This window comes from Janthinobacterium sp. GW458P (genome assembly GCF_002127585.1).
GTDB lineage: Bacteria > Pseudomonadota > Gammaproteobacteria > Burkholderiales > Burkholderiaceae_D > Janthinobacterium.
Genome location: NZ_NEGZ01000087.1, coordinates 1 through 14817, shown reverse-complemented (window position 1 = coordinate 14817; position 14817 = coordinate 1). Strand labels below are relative to the sequence as shown.

The window sequence follows — 14817 nt, the reverse complement described above, 5'->3', positions numbered from 1 at the left end:
GGCGTGCCGCCGGGCCCCCGCCTGTATGCGGCCGACGCCTATTGCGGCAGCGAAACGGGCGGCGCCGTCGACCAGATCATCGGGGCACTGGCCTGGCTGGCGCAGGAACAAGTTCCGGTGGTCAACGTCAGTCTCGTGGGACCGCCCAATCAGATGCTGGAGCGGGCCGTGCAAGCCATGCTCAGGCGCGGCCACCTGCTGATCGCCGCCGTGGGCAATGACGGCCCGGCCGCGCCGCCCCTGTATCCTGCCAGTTATCCCGGCGTGATCGGCGTGAGCGGCGCCGACGCGCAGCGGCGCATCCTGCCGGAAGCGGCGCGCGGCCCGCAGGTGATGTTCGCCGCGCCCGGCAGCCAGATGCTGGCCGCCGCCATCGGCCCGGCGCCGTATGGCGTGGTGCGCGGCACGTCGTTTGCCGCGCCTATCGTGGCGGCCCTGCTGGCGCAAGGAATGCGCCGGCCCGATCCTGCCGCGGGCCGCGCCGCCGTCGCCGATCTGGCCGCGCATGCGCAGCGCCTGGGCAGCGGGGAACGCTCGCCGGAAGCCGGGTACGGCCTGGTGGGCGAATCGTTCCGCATCGCTCCCGACGCCGGGCCCTGAGCCGGGCGGCGAAAAAAGTTGCCGGCGACGGAAGAAAACGGCTGCGCCCGTCGTTCTACCTTTACCTGCCGCATTTTTCCGCGGCCATTTCAAGGAGACCGAACATGAAATCCCAGCAACTTGCCATCCAGGCCGCCCTTCGGGGTGAGCACACCATGACCCGGATTGCGCGCCACTGCGGCATGGCCGGCGCCGTCGCCGTCGCCGCCCTGCTGTCGGCCTGCGGCGGCGGCGGTGGCTCCGCCGGCGAGGCGAGCGTGAACGGCACGCTGGGCGTCGCCATCACCGATGCGCCGGCGTGCGGCTTTGACGCCGTCAACGTGACGGTAAACAAGGTCCGCGTGCACCAGAGCGCCACGGCGAGCGACACCGATGCGGGCTGGACCGATATTACGCTCAGCCCGGCGCGCAAGATCAATCTCTTGAACCTGACCAATGGCGCGCTGGAAAACCTGGGACAGACGCCGCTGGCGCCGGGCCACTACACACAGCTGCGCCTGGTCCTCGATGCGAATGCCGGCTCGGCCATGGCCAATTCGGTGATTCCGAGCGGCAGCGTCAACGAAATTTCCCTCGATACGCCCAGCGCGGTACAGAGCGGTATCAAGCTGATCAGCCAGTTCGACGTGGCTGCGGGGCAAAGAGTCGACCTCGTGCTCGACTTCGACGCCTGCAAATCGGTCGTCAGGAAAGGCAATGCCGGCTATGCGCTCAAGCCTGTCGTCAAAGTGGTGCCGACGGTACTGAACGGCATCGACGGCTTCATCGCCCCTGCCCTGCTGTCGCAACACGTGATGGTAACGGCCCAGCAGGGCGGCGCCATCGTGGCCGCCACCGCGCCGAACGCCACGACGGGCGAATTTTTCCTCGCGCGCCTGGTTCCCGGCAACTACGATGTCGTCATTACGGCCGACAACAGCGCCACTGCCGTCATCGCCGCCGTGCCGGTGGCCAGCACGACCAGCACCACAGTACTGAGCAGCAGCAGCGCGCCGCTCGCCCTGGCGGCCGCGGCCACCGCTCCGGGCGTCATCAGCGGCGCCGTCGTCCTGGCCCCGGCTAGCAGCACCGAAGCCGCGACCGTCAGCGCAAAGCAGAGTTTCGCGGCCGGCCCCAGCGTGACCGTCAAGTATCAGGGCGTCGATATCGCCACGGGCGCCTATGCGCTGACCTTGCCCACGGTTGCGCCCCAGCTGGCGGCGTATAGCGCCACCCTGCCCCTGGTGTTCGCGGCGCAGGCCAACACGCTGCCGGGCACCGGCAAGTACAAGGTGGAAGCGGCAGCCACCGGGTATGCGACCCAGTCCCTGCCATCGGTGGATATTTCCACGGCAAACCAGTCTGGCGTCAACTTTACCCTGACGCCTTGATACGCGGGCCGTTCCTGCCCGCGCTGCACGGCGATGCGTCCACGGACGCGTCACCGTGCAGGCCGCCAATCCCGCTTCCTCCCCCGCTTCTTCCCCGCATCCGGCAACTGCCTGCGCAGGGCTAGGCTCTCAGCCCGTATACATTGATGTAGATCAATCAATTTTCCTGTCGTGTGCAGCAGAATATGATCATTCGCAAGGCTCTGTCGAACAGACCATGGCAGAGCGCTTGCGCCACTGCACTACGCATGACCAACTACATAAGGAATGACATGATCCCCACTACCATGAAAGCCGCCGTTGTCGAGCAACTGGGCCAGCCGCTGGTGCTGCGCGAGGTTCCCGTGCCGGTTGCCGGCCCCGGCCAGATCCTCGTCAGGACGGAAGCGTGCGGCGTCTGCCACACCGACCTGCATGCGGCGCGCGGCGACTGGCCCGTCAAGCCGACGCCGCCGTTCATTCCCGGCCACGAAGGCATCGGCCTGGTGGTGGCCGTGGGCGCGGGCGTGACCGAGGTGCAGCTGGGCGACCGGGTCGGCGTGCCCTGGCTGTACTCGGCTTGCGGCCATTGCGAGCATTGCCTGGCAGCCTGGGAAACCGTGTGCGCCGAGGCGCAGTTCGGCGGCTACACGAAGAATGGCGGCTTTGCCGAATACATCCTGGCCGACCCCCGCTATGTCGCGCACATTCCGGCAGGTCTTTCCGCTGTGCAAGCGGCGCCCATCATCTGCGCCGGCGTCACCAGCTACAAGGGCATCAAGGAAACGGGCGCGCGTCCGGGCGAATGGCTGGCCGTGTCCGGCATCGGCGGCCTCGGCCACCTGGCCATCGAATATGCGCTGGCCATGGGCTTGCGCGTGGCGGCCGTCGACATCGATGAAGGCAAGCTCGAGCACGCCCGCGCCCTCGGCGCCGAAGTGACGATCAACGCCCGCCAGGGCGACCCCGTGGCCGCGCTGCGCGAAGCGACGGGCGGCGGCGCGCACGGCGTGCTGATCACGGCGCCGTCGCTCGACGCCTTCCAGCAAGGCGTGGCCATGACGCGCAAGCGCGGCACCTGCGTGCTGGTGGGTTTGCCGCCGGGCGACTTCCCCACGCCGCTGTTCGACGTCGTCGCCAACTGCGTGACGATACGCGGCTCTTTCGTGGGCACGCGCCAGGACATGGCCGAGGCGCTCGCGTTCGCCGCGAATGGCAAGGTCAAGGCCGACGTGGAATTGCAGCCGCTGTCGGCCATCAACGAGGTCTTCAGCCGCCTCGAGCATGGCAAGGTCGCCGCCCGCGTCGTGCTCGATTTCAGCGGCAATTGAGTCGCGGCTGAGCCGCGCGCCTGGCGCGAAGGGGGTGTCCTATTGTGCGACAGCAATGAAATTTCCGTTGCTATAATTGCATATCATAAAGGACACCCCCATGAAAACTGCGCGCTTTTCCTTCCGCTCCGGCCTGCTGGCCACCGCCCTCCTCTTCTGCGCTTCCGCCGGCGCGGCCGACCAGGCCGCGTCCTCCCTGCCCGGGCATTACTACCTGCAAGGCGTCATGGAAGTGGGTTCCGAACTGCTGCTGAAAAAGGATGGCAAGTTCGAATGGATGCTCAGTTACGGCAATACCGACGAGCAAGCCAGCGGCGAGTGGCGCGTTGCCGGCGACCTGGTGACCCTGGTGGCGGGCAACGGCGGCCAGGAGCCGCAGTTCCGCCTGTTCGAGGAAGACGAAATGCGCATCCAGAAACCCGCCGAAGCGGGCGTGTGGGTGGCCATCGTCGGCTTCCCCCAGCTGGGCCCGATGGCCGGCGTGGAAGTGAAGTTCGAGGCGCACAGCGGCAAGACGGCCACGGCCGTCAGCGTGGCGAACGGCGACGCCATCGTGCAGATGCCGGCGTCGGAGCGCTGGGTGCGCGCCGGCCTGCGCCGCCAGGGCTCGAAGGCCGACTATCAATGGCTGGCCGTACCGCCCGAGCGCGCGCAGCAACGCCTCGCCGCCTTCGCCGTTACCGATGCCAGGTGGCTCCAGGGCCAGGCTTTCGAGAAGCTGGCCTTGCGCGTCGTCAAGGGCGGCCTGAAAGTGGACGGCGTGGACAGCGCCGTGGCCAGGGGCCTGTACACCAAGCAGTAGCCTGAACCGGCAATCCCGGCCAGTCCGCCACGGCAACGGGCCGCACCCCTTCCACGACGACACTCGTCCTCCCCTCCCCGCCGCCGGCACCCGGCCGGCGCGCCGCAAGGCCTGAATCAAGCATTTCCGCTCGCAATACGGTCCGCGCGCAGCCGTGCTGCCGTTGACACCCCGCACGGTCTGTCCTATAGTCGCCGGGTTAACAAGAAATGAGAATGAGAATCATGTTCATTAAAATACGGAAATGGCTCGCGTGCTATCCCCTGCTGGCCGCAGCCCTGCTGCTGGGCGCAAACGCACAGGCGCAGGCGACGGACCCCGGCGCCGGCGCCAAGCAATTGTGGCAATTGATTGATTATGTGGCCGTCGATTACAGCGGCGCCGTCGAGCACGGCAAAGTGGTCAGCGAGGCGGAATACGCGGAAATGCTCGATTTTACCGACAACGCGACGACGCAGATCGCCGCCCTGCCCGCCCACGCTTCGCAGGCGGCCATCGCCGCCGCCATCGCCGACCTGCGCAAAGCCGTCGTCGCCAAGGCCGACGGCGCAGAAGTCAAGCGCCTGGCGCACCACGCGAACGGCTTGCTGATCGCCGCCTACCCGATCCCCGTGGCGCCGAGAGTGCTGCCGGACCTGGCGCGCGGCGCGGCCCTGTATGCGGCCCAGTGCGCCTCCTGCCACGGCGCGGCCGGCGGCGGCGACGGTCCGCTGGCGGCCAGCCTGGAACCGAAGCCGATCGCCTTCACGGATGGCGAACGCGCGCAGTCGCGCAGCGTGATGGCGCTGTACCAGGTCATCTCGCAGGGCGTGGCCGGCACTTCGATGGCCAGTTTCGGCCAGCTTTCCGAGAACGAGCGCTGGGACCTGGCCTTCTTTGTCGGCGGCATGTCGCACGACGCGGCGGCGCGCAGCCACGGCGAAAAGCTGTGGCAGGATGATCCGCGCAGTAAAAAGCTGTACGCGGACCTGGCCGCCGTGACGACCGTGACGCAGGAAGCGGCGGCCGCCACACTGGGCGCGGACGAGGCGCTGGCCCTGACGGCGTACCTGCGCAGCCATCCGGACAAGGCCGAGGCGCACAAACCCGCGGGCCTGGCCTTGTCGCGCCTGCGCCTGGCCGAAAGCCTGGCCGCCATGCACGCGGGCGACCGCGCCGGCGCCACGCGCCTGGGCCTGTCTGCTTACCTGGACGGCTTCGAGCCGATCGAACCGATGGTCGGCGCGCGCAACAAGTCGCTGCTGCTGGCCGTGGAAAACGCCATGCTGGCCTACCGTTCCGCCGTTGCCAAGGGCACGGTGGCCGACGCCGAGGCGGCGGGCGACAAGCTGCAGCAGCTGTTCAGCCATGTGGAAGCGGAGCTGGGCGACGCCAAGGCCGAGCCGATGACGACCTTTATCGGCGCGCTGACGATTTTGCTGCGCGAAGGCGTGGAAGCGCTGCTGATCGTCATCGGCATCATCGCCTTCCTGCGCAAGGCCAAGCGCAATGACGTGCTGCCCTACGTGCATGCGGGCTGGGCCAGCGCGCTGGTGGCCGGCGGCCTGACGTGGGTGGCGGCGACGTACCTGGTGACCATCAGCGGCGCCAGCCGCGAGGTGAGCGAAGGCCTCGGTTCCGTCTTCGCCGCGCTGGTCCTGCTCAGCGTGGGCCTGTGGATGCACCAGAAGAGCAGCGCCGGACGCTGGCAGGAATATCTGCACGAGAAACTCACGGCGGCCATGACGCGGCGCTCCGCCTGGGGCCTGTTCGCCCTGGCCTTCATCGCCGTCTACCGCGAAGTGTTTGAAACCGTGCTGTTCTATTCCGCCCTGGCGGCAGACGGCAACGGCGGCGCCCTGCTGGGCGGCTTCCTGGTGGCCATCGTGCTGCTGGTCGTGATCGCCTGGGCCTTGCTGCGCACCAGCGCGCGCATGCCGATCGGCAAGTTCTTCTCGTGGACGTCCGCCTTCGTGGCCGTACTGGCCGTGATATTGATGGGCAAAGGCGTGGCCGCGCTGCAGGAAGCGGGCTGGGTCGGCGTGACCCCCGTCGACTTCCCGCGCATAGACCTGCTGGGCATCCTGCCCACGGCGGAGACCCTGCTGGCGCAGGCGGCCATCCTGGCCATCATCGTTGCCGGCTACGGCTGGAACCGTTACTCGGCAGGCAGGCTCAAGGCGGCCTGAGCTTGAAATTCCATCCCTGAAACGCGCCGGCAAGGGCGTTTCCGCCAGCCCCCGATCGCAGCAGGCAGCGATCGGGGGCTGTTGCATTGCGGCAGCTTGCCGCGTCAGCCGGAAGCGCCAGCCTTACTTTTTCGAACTCAGGCGGCTCCAGGAGAACGCACCCTGTCCCTTGAAATGCCGGCGTATCTGATTGGATATCTTGCTGCGCCTGTTGACCGGACTTGACCGCATGTCCGAAAAATGTGCCTGGATCTGCTGCAATTTCTCGCCATCACCCTTGTAGGCCCAATGGACCAGTCCGTGCGGATTGACATTCAAGCCCTGTTCTTGTTGTTTTAGCCCCGAAACCAGCGTAATGAGCAACTGCGCCGCGGCGTTCTTTTTCCAGCTGCCATATACCTCGCTTTGCTCTTCCTGTGTCGAGGAAGTCATGTCGACCATCCATACCTTGGCGTTGGATTCATTCAAAGTCCGCACGACGCCCTCGACCTTCGAACCTTGCCCCTGCGCATCCGTGCCGGGCTGCGCCCTGTTCGGATTCAAGTCCGCGACGATCAGATCCGCCGTCGTATAGCCGGCCAGTGAGAAATTCTTCTTTGCATGGTCAAAGTCTTCGTAATACAGGCCAGGCTGCATCCGGCTTTTTACCCGCTCGGTCTTCGTCACGGCTTCATCACCCAGCATTTGGCTCAGCGAGGCCATGCCCGATGGCACCACTGCCTTGCCTCCCGAAACTGTCTGCCCGGATTCGCCGTCGCTGTCCTCTAACTCGCTGTCGCTGGCCTCTTCATCCCATCTGTCCAAGCCGGCATCTTCTTCCATGCGTTCATCGCTGCATTTCATGGCCCTTGCGACCGATTGGAACAAGGCCAGGCGCTGGCCGGCCACCTCATCGCCCGCCACATTCGTCTCGATGGCATTCAATGCATCCGCCGGCAACAGGTCGGGGGCGCCTAGCGTCAGCTTTTTGCCCTTGAGCGCTGCGTTTAACTTATCCGGCCGATGCAATGTCAATATCTCGGTCGCCCATTCCAGCAGGGATTTCTCCTGGCCAGCCAGGGCGAGTATATTCTTATGGTTTCTCTCGAACATGCGTCCGATGAGCGTGTTTCCCTTGGTCCCGCGTTCGACCTGGGTAAATAACAGGTGGTTTAACTTCGTTTTTTTTGTGTTATAGGATTCCAGCAGCACATCCTGCGTGGGTCCCTTTTTTCCAGGCTTCCAATACTCATAGATTTTGCTATGCTCATTCAGCGTGTCGAGGCTATGTACCGACTTGTCATTCATTAAGTCACTCAACTCTTCATGCAATTTCTGTAATCCGAGTTTCACCGGATCGACGATGCTGCGATCGATTCCAGGACTCAGGCGTATCGTCATATTCGTTCCCAGATCCCCCAGGGTCGGCGTCTGGAAACCAAAACTGCTTTTTTCCACAAGTTTCAGGCTGGCGTCCGCAATACCTGAATTACACAGGAACATCAACCGTCCCATCAGGAATTTCGTCATGCCTTTTCCCTGCCCCGCCCCGACGACCGCTTTTTTCTTGCTGCTGATTTCCTGCTTATTCCTGATATACGACTCGAGTGCCGGAAAATGAATATTCAGCGCAGGGTAATTACCATCGAAAATCAAGGTCATCAGCGGCGGTTCATTTTCTTGCGGTTCGGGAAACGTTGTCATGTGAATTTCCCCGGAAATCGACCTTTGCTTCCGTATATGCTCGTCGATATCTTTACTTTTTCCTATCGACAATTGCGCATCTGGATTCAGTGCCTCCATGACTGCCAGCCACTCATTCGGCGTGATATTCTGATAGACATCGGGAATCTCTCCCCTCTTGTTTTTTTCCTGCGGCAGTTTCTGGACCGTCATTTTAATCACGGCATTCCTGTCGCTGCGAATATAGCGCGGGTTGGCGCCGCGGCCCATCGCATTAAATATCCCATGGCGTGACAGCATTAATATCAATGCAATTTTTTTCACCGCTATTTTTTTCAGGGTTGCATGCGTCGTGACCAGTATTTCCGCTTCCTTCTCCCACAATGCGTTCGCCCTGGCCGCGCGCACTTTCACCGGCCGTAGCGGCGCCTCCTGCCTCTTCTGCTCGTCCTCTTCGTCCTCGTCTTCGTCGTCTTCGTCGTCTTCTTCCTTGTCTTCTTCCTCGTCTTCTTCCTCGTCATCGTCTTCGTCGTCTTCCTCTTCGTCTTCTTCCTCCTCTTCGTCATCCTCGTCGGCCGCGTACTCCTCGTCGTCTTCCTCTTCTGCCTCGGCTTCCTCCACGTAATCCTCGTCGGCCGCGTCGTCGTCTTCTTCCTCCTCCTCTTCATACTCCTCTTCGTACTCCTCTTCCTCTTCGTGAGTCGCGTCCCCTTCCATGCCCTCCTCGTCGTCCTGCATCCCGTCGCTGTCTTCCTGCCCTTTTTCCTCTTCCCGCACCACTTCGCCACGCTGCGGGCGCAGGTGTTCATTGATCAGCGCCATCCACTGTGACAGCTCGCTGCTTTCCGGATTGCCATTTGTTTTCAGCCATGCCGTTGCGATTTCACCAGCTTCTTCATGCGGACCGGGATGGCGCATGCGCGCAAGTACATTCTGGCGGGAAAGCGCCTGGATGGCCGCCCGCTCCCCGGCCTTGATGACGCGCTGGACGGCGGGCAACGATCCCGGCGGCTGGAGGCTGCCCGCTTCATTGCCATGGGCCTGCCCGCCATGCAGCAAGGCACGCGCCCCCATCACGTCCGCTTCGCTTTCGAGGCCCGCATCGTCATTCACGGGCGTGCGCCCGTGCAACTGCCTGGTCGGCGCGACCCGGCCCTGCATTTGTTGCACGATATGCCAGGCTTCGTGCGGCAAATGCCTTTCCTGTCCCGGCCCCACATGAATGTCACTGCCTTGCGCATAGGCATGCGCCTGCAACTGCGCCGGCTGCTGCGAGTTGTAATGCACCCGCACATGGTCCATGCTCATGCCGGACAGGGCCTCTATGCCTGACTTCAAGCGCTCGGGCAGTCCGGCCCTGTCGGCTTCCCCCCCGCGCTGCACGTTGTCCACGGTCTGCTTCAATTGCAGCGTCCGTGGCGCCAGGTTCGCCATCTGCTGGAAATGACGCAGCTTCGATGCCGCCGGGCCGCCCGCCAGTTCCTCCGCCTGCCGCTTCAGTTGCAGCGCCCGCGGCGCAGTGTTCGCCATCTGCCGGAGGCCCTGCGACGCCAGGGCGGCGGCGCCCCCTGCCGTCGCGGGGACGGGGTCCTGCTGCCGCTGCGCCGGGCATCCGGCCTCCACACGCTGGCGTTGCACGCTCGCCGTGCCGTCCATAAGCTTGGTATAGGTTTTCATCGTCCCGTTCTGTACTTTCCTGCGCCAGATGGCATCCGGCGCGACGGTCGCGGCTGTATTGCCCATCTGCATGCCGGGCCATGTTAACGGGATTGGCAGCGTAAAAATACGCGGATTATCACAAGATCCTCAGCGTACGGCGCGGCGCGCGGCCCTCACGGCGGCGCGGCGCGCGCATCCACGTAGGCCCAGACCTGCATGCCCGACGCGAGCGTCACCCGCTCGCGCCGGTAGTCGGCCACCTCGTAGCCGTCCGCCTGGAGCAACTCCCCGGGCGAGACGGCCAGCACGGCGCCCGGCACGCCATCCGTCGCTGCGCCGCGCGTGGCGATCGGGTGATGCGTCTTGCCGCTGGTCGCCACCACCTGCGCGTCGTCGATGGCGAGCAGCCCCAGGCGATAGCCGGGCAAGCGGTCGGGCCGGCTGTCGAGCAGGCGCCCGAAGGTGGCCAGCTGCACCTCGGGCTGCTGCAAGGTGCCGTAGGAAAACAGGTGTTCCGTCATTTCTGCTGAAAAAGCTGCCATTGCCGCTCCCTGTCGAGGTAATGAACCGCACGCGCCTAGTGTAGATCACGTTGGCCACATCCGGTGAAGCCGGCGGTGGCTCGCTCCGCGCCGCCGCAGGACAGGCTTTGCCACGCCGTGATTATGTGTGAGTTTTTGGTAGGCAATTTCGGCCATACTCGATTGCATCGATATTCCTATTGATATTAATCAACCTCCATAAAGGTAGCTGATGCGCGTTTTTCCGGAATGCTGCTGGCTGGCGCTTACCTTGTGGGCGGGCATCGCTCATGCCGCCGAGCCGGGCGTGAGCGATACGCAAGTCCGGCTGGGCATGGTCAATGCCCAGACCGGCGCGGCCTCGGGGCTGGGCCGGGCCATGCTCGATGGCGCGACGGCCGTGTTCCAGGAAGCGAACCGGGGCGGCGGCATCCACGGCCGCAGCATCGAGCTGGTGGTGGCCGACGACGGCTACGATCCGGACCGCGCCATCAGCGAAACGCTCAGGCTGGTCGAGGAAAAACCGGTGTTCGCCCTGTTCGGCAACGTGGGCACGCCCACCACCAACGCCGTCATCCCGATTGTCCAGGAAATGAAAGTGCCGCTGGTGGGGGCGTTTACGGGCGCCATGACCTTGCGCCGCCCCGTGGTGCATGAAATCATCAACTTCCGCGCCAGTTATGACGATGAGTCCGATGCCCTGGTGCAGTATTTCACCAGCCGGGGCGTCAAGCGCTTCGGCGTGCTGTACCAGGACGACGGTTTCGGCAATGCCGTGCTCGACGGCACGGTGCGGGCGCTGCAGCGGCGCGGCATGGCGCTCGTCGCCAAGGGCTCGTTCCAGCGCGGCACGACGGCCGTCAAGGCGGGGCTGGCGGCCCTCATCGGCCACGACCTGCAGGCCGTGGTCATGGCCGGCCCCTACACGCCGGTGGCCGCGTTCGTGCGCGAAGCGGGCCAGGCCGGGCTGAAGGCGGACCTGGCCACCGTGTCCTTCGTCGGCACGGACAGCCTGCTGCAGCTGCTGGGCAAGGACGGCAACAACATTGTGATTTCGCAAGTGGTGCCGCTGCCGGAAGACCGCGCGCTGCCGATCGCCGCCGACTGCGCCGCGCTGCTGGCCCGGCACGTGCCGGCGGCCAGGCTGTCTTTCGTCAGTTTCGAGGGCTGCATTTCGGCCACGCTGATGGTGGCGGCCCTGCGCCGCGCGGGCGCCGACCTCACGCGCGAGCGCCTGATCCAGAGCTTTGAAACGTTCGACCGGCTCGATCTCGGCGGCTTGCAGGTGACGCTGGGACCAGGCAACCACCAGGCGTCGACGGCCGTCTTCCTGACCCGCATCGTCGACGGCAGGATCGTCCCGCTGGACCCGGGGCCTGGCGCCAAGTGATGCGCGCCCCGTCTTGCCTGCCAGCCGTTTTCCGTTGGAGCGTAGCGTGAAAATCAGGACCAAGCTCATCATCAGTACCACCGTCCTGCTGGCCGGCGTGGCGGCCATGGCGGCGGCCAGCCTGCTGCTGGTGAAAGGCATCGAAACCCATGTGCACGGCCTGACCGACCAGACGGTGCCGCTGTACGCGGACGTGCTGCGCCTGCGCTATACGGTGCAGGACATGGCGTCGGACTTTTTCGAGCTGGGCAAGGCGGAAGACCTGGCGCAGCTGGAACAGGTGTCGGGCAAGATCATCGCCAGTATCCGGACCGCCGAGGGCATCAGCAATGACCTGCGGCGCCATGGCGCACTGCAGGCGCCCCGCTACCACGCGGCCTTCGAGCGGGAATTCGAGCGCATGCGCGTGGCCGTGCGCAAGCGCCTGGAAAACGAGGCCTATTACAAGGCGCAGGCAACGGAGATACGCCAAGTGCTGGCGCAGATCAAGGCCGCCGCCAAGGGCGCGCGGAGCAAGATCCGCCTGGTCGACAGCCAGGCCCAGGCGACGGCCGCCGAAGTGCAGCAGCAAAGCCAGCGCCTGAACGAGAACGCCCGCTACCTGACGGATTTGCGCAAGAGCATACACGACATGCAGATCGCGCTGGCCGAAACGGAGGCCGTGAAGAGCCGTTTCCGCATCGCCCCCCTGCGCGAGCGCCTGGCGGCGGCGATGGCGCACCTGGCGGGAACCAGCGAACGCGACATCAGCCCGTCCCAGCTGGCCCTGCGGGCGAAACTGCTGGCCACGGCGCGCCAGCTGCTCGATCCCGCCGCCGGACTGCTGGCCCTGCGCGCCGGCCTGCTGGCCGAGGGCGGCGCCGGCGCGGCGCAGCAAAGCGCATATCTTGCGCTGAAGGAACAAATCAGCGCCGCGCTGGCCACCGCCCACCTGCGCCTGGCCGAGGAACTCGATCCCATCGAACTGCAACTGGCCATCGGGCGCGACCGGCTGGCCGAAGCGGGCCGCTACATGCACACCTCGGCCCGCATCGAGGACGCCAGCGGCGAAATCAACCTGGCCGTCGACGCCATCAGCATCGACGTGGGCGAAGTCATGCTCGCCACGGCCGCCGCCGACGTCACGCGCCTGGGCCGCGACATCACGCAGCGCATCGGCGCCCTGCACCGCGACATGGCGACCATGCAGACCTTGCTGCAAGGCATAGGCCAGCTGGGCCTGCTGGCCGAGACGCGCACCGTCAACACCTACCTGGACGCGGTGGAGCGCTCGGGACAGCGGCTGGTGCAGGCCAAGGGCAGCGTGCTGGAAAGCCAGGCGGCGCTGGGCGAGGTGATCGCCCACGTGCGCGCCTTCGAGCGCGAACAGGCCGCGTATTCCGCGCAGCAGGTGGCGCGCATCACCGAGCAGCAGCAGGATGCGGTGGACAAGGTGCGCTATGGCGTGCGCCATGCGTTCGTGCTGATCCTCGGCATCGCGCTGGTGCTGCTGCTGGCCTGCGTGGCGATTACCGGATTGATCAGCGCTTCCATCGCCAGGCCGCTGGCGCGCCTGTCCTACGCCATCGCGCATATCCGCGACGGCAAGGCGCTGTCCGTGCGCGTGCCCCAGCACGGCAGCGATGAGCTGGGGCAACTGATCACGGGCTTTAACGGCATGCTCGAACACGTCGAACAGCGCGACCTGGCGCTCAAGCAGGCCAAGGCCGAGGCCGACGCCGCCAACCGGGCGAAATCGGAATTCCTGGCCAAGATGAGCCATGAGATCCGCACGCCGATGAATGGCGTGCTGGGCATGACGGAATTGCTGCAGCGCACGGAACTGAGCCCCAAACAGCAGCGTTTCGTGCACACGGTCCACCGCTCGGGCGAAAGCCTGCTGAGCATCATCGACGACATCCTGGACTTTTCCAAGATCGAGGCAGGCAAGCTGGTGCTCGAACACATCCCTTTCGACCTGCGCCAGATGATAGACGACGTGGTGGCGCTGTTTGCCAACGGCATCCAGCGCAAGGCCATCGAATTTACCTGCCGCATCGCGCCCGACGTGCCGCAGCATGTGCGCGGCGACCCCGTGCGCCTGCGCCAGATCCTCACCAACCTGCTCAACAACGCCACCAAGTTCACGGAACGGGGCGAGATTTCCGTCGACGTCAGCTGCCCCGCCACCGGCCGGCTCCGGCTGGAAGTGAGCGACACGGGCATCGGCATGGCGCCGGCAGCGGCGGCGGCCGTCTTCCAGCCGTTCCGCCAGGCCGACAGCACCACCTCGCGCAAATACGGCGGCACGGGACTGGGCCTGGCCATCATCAAGCAGCTGGCGGAGATGATGGGCGGCAACATCGTGCTCAAATCCGTGGCGGGCCAGGGTTCCAGCTTTGCCGTGACTGTCGGCGTGGGCGAAGTGGCGCAGGCGGAAGCGCCGCCGGCGCCCCCGCCGCGCGCCGCGCTCGACGCCTTGAGCGTGCTGATCGTCGACGACAACGCCACCAACCGCAATATCCTGCTGCAGCACGCGATCGAATGGCGGATGGCCGCCGCCAGCGCCGCCGACGGCGCGGAAGCGCTGCGCCTGCTGCAAGCGGCGCTGCGCGGCGCGCACCCGTTCGACCTGGCCATCATCGACCTGCGCATGCCGGTCATGGACGGCCTCGAACTGCTGCGCGCGATCAAGGCAGACGCCGCCATGGCGGCGCTGAAAATCATCATGCTCAGCTCACTGGACGCCTCGGCCGACCTGCGCCAGGTGACGGCGCTGGGGGTCGAATACTGCCTGACCAAGCCCGTGCGGGCGCTGGAGTTGCGCCACTGCATAGAAGCGGTCGGCGGCGTCGGCACGCCGCCGGCGCCTGCCGCAGGCGTGCCGCCCGGCCTGCCACCGGCGCCGGAGGCGGTTGCCGCTGGCCAGGCGCCGCTGCGCATGCTGCTGGTGGAAGACAATGCGATCAACCAGGAAATCGCCCTGGCCATGCTGGAAGAAACCGGCTATCTGGCCACGCCGGCCGACAACGGGCGGCGCGCGCTGGCCCTGTGGCAGCATCAGCCCTTCGACGTGATCCTGATGGATTGCCAGATGCCGGAAATGGATGGCTTCGAGGCAACCCGGCGCTTGCGCCGCATGGAAAGCGAGCAAGGCCGCAGCCGCACGCCCATCATCGCCCTGACGGCCAATGCCATCCTGGGCGACCGCGAACTGTGCCTGGACGCGGGCATGGACGACTACCTTGCCAAACCGTACACGCGCGCCGCCCTGCTGGCCGTGCTGGCGGGACGCGGGCATGGACGACTACCTTGCCAAACCGTACACGCGCGCCGCCCTGCTGGCCGTGCTGGCG

The 14817-nt window shown here is 65.6% G+C and carries 9 protein-coding genes; 7 read left to right on the top strand and 2 right to left on the bottom strand.

Going from position 1 to position 14817, the window contains the following annotated elements; genetic code table 11:
* The 5 genes from CBW50_RS27060 to CBW50_RS27040 all read left to right on the top strand — a co-directional run.
* Positions 1-600: S8 family serine peptidase (locus CBW50_RS27060; protein WP_172404914.1), on the top strand; the 600-nt coding region annotated here is incomplete at its 5' end.
* A 104-nt stretch (positions 601-704) separates the two neighbouring features.
* Complete coding sequence (locus CBW50_RS27055; protein ID WP_319017149.1) at positions 705-1970, top strand: DUF4382 domain-containing protein; 1266 nt, start codon at positions 705-707, stop codon at positions 1968-1970.
* 275 nt (positions 1971-2245) lie between these two features.
* Complete coding sequence (locus CBW50_RS27050; RefSeq protein WP_216356423.1) at positions 2246-3280, top strand: zinc-dependent alcohol dehydrogenase; 1035 nt, start codon at positions 2246-2248, stop codon at positions 3278-3280.
* Positions 3281-3380: 100 nt separating this feature from the next.
* Positions 3381-4082, top strand: coding sequence for a hypothetical protein (locus CBW50_RS29830; protein WP_193068870.1), 702 nt, complete (start codon positions 3381-3383; stop codon positions 4080-4082).
* Positions 4083-4297: 215 nt separating this feature from the next.
* The gene (locus tag CBW50_RS27040; protein WP_086148371.1) at positions 4298-6250 is read left to right on the top strand and encodes a cytochrome c/FTR1 family iron permease; all 1953 of its coding nucleotides are present in this window, start codon (positions 4298-4300) and stop codon (positions 6248-6250) included.
* Between the two features lie 123 nt (positions 6251-6373).
* Here the strand turns inward: CBW50_RS27040 and CBW50_RS29825 are convergent, their stop codons facing one another.
* Both CBW50_RS29825 and CBW50_RS27030 read right to left on the bottom strand, forming a co-directional pair.
* Complete coding sequence (locus CBW50_RS29825; protein WP_226935658.1) at positions 6374-9655, bottom strand: DUF4157 domain-containing protein; 3282 nt, start codon at positions 9653-9655, stop codon at positions 6374-6376.
* An 89-nt stretch (positions 9656-9744) separates the two neighbouring features.
* A complete protein-coding gene (locus CBW50_RS27030) occupies positions 9745-10113 on the bottom strand; it encodes a gamma-glutamylcyclotransferase family protein (protein WP_086148370.1) in 369 nt (122 codons plus the stop codon).
* Between the two features lie 211 nt (positions 10114-10324).
* Between CBW50_RS27030 and CBW50_RS27025 the strand changes: the two genes are divergently transcribed.
* Together CBW50_RS27025 and CBW50_RS27020 are read left to right on the top strand one after the other, a co-directional pair.
* A complete protein-coding gene (locus CBW50_RS27025) occupies positions 10325-11482 on the top strand; it encodes an ABC transporter substrate-binding protein (protein WP_226935660.1) in 1158 nt (385 codons plus the stop codon).
* A 46-nt stretch (positions 11483-11528) separates the two neighbouring features.
* The coding region (locus CBW50_RS27020) for a response regulator (protein WP_086148369.1) at positions 11529-14817 on the top strand (3289 nt) is incomplete at its 3' end.

Bases quoted from the DNA above. Each gene is read 5' to 3' on its own strand.
- CBW50_RS29825 (WP_226935658.1), bottom strand. From the start codon at position 9,655: ATGGGCAATACAGCCGCGACCGTCGCGCCGGATGCCATCTGGCGCAGG.
- CBW50_RS29830 (WP_193068870.1), top strand. From the start codon at position 3,381: ATGAAAACTGCGCGCTTTTCCTTCCGCTCCGGCCTGCTGGCCACCGCC.
- CBW50_RS27025 (WP_226935660.1), top strand. From the start codon at position 10,325: ATGCGCGTTTTTCCGGAATGCTGCTGGCTGGCGCTTACCTTGTGGGCG.
- CBW50_RS27040 (WP_086148371.1), top strand. From the start codon at position 4,298: ATGAGAATCATGTTCATTAAAATACGGAAATGGCTCGCGTGCTATCCC.
- CBW50_RS27055 (WP_319017149.1), top strand. From the start codon at position 705: ATGAAATCCCAGCAACTTGCCATCCAGGCCGCCCTTCGGGGTGAGCAC.
- CBW50_RS27030 (WP_086148370.1), bottom strand. From the start codon at position 10,113: ATGGCAGCTTTTTCAGCAGAAATGACGGAACACCTGTTTTCCTACGGC.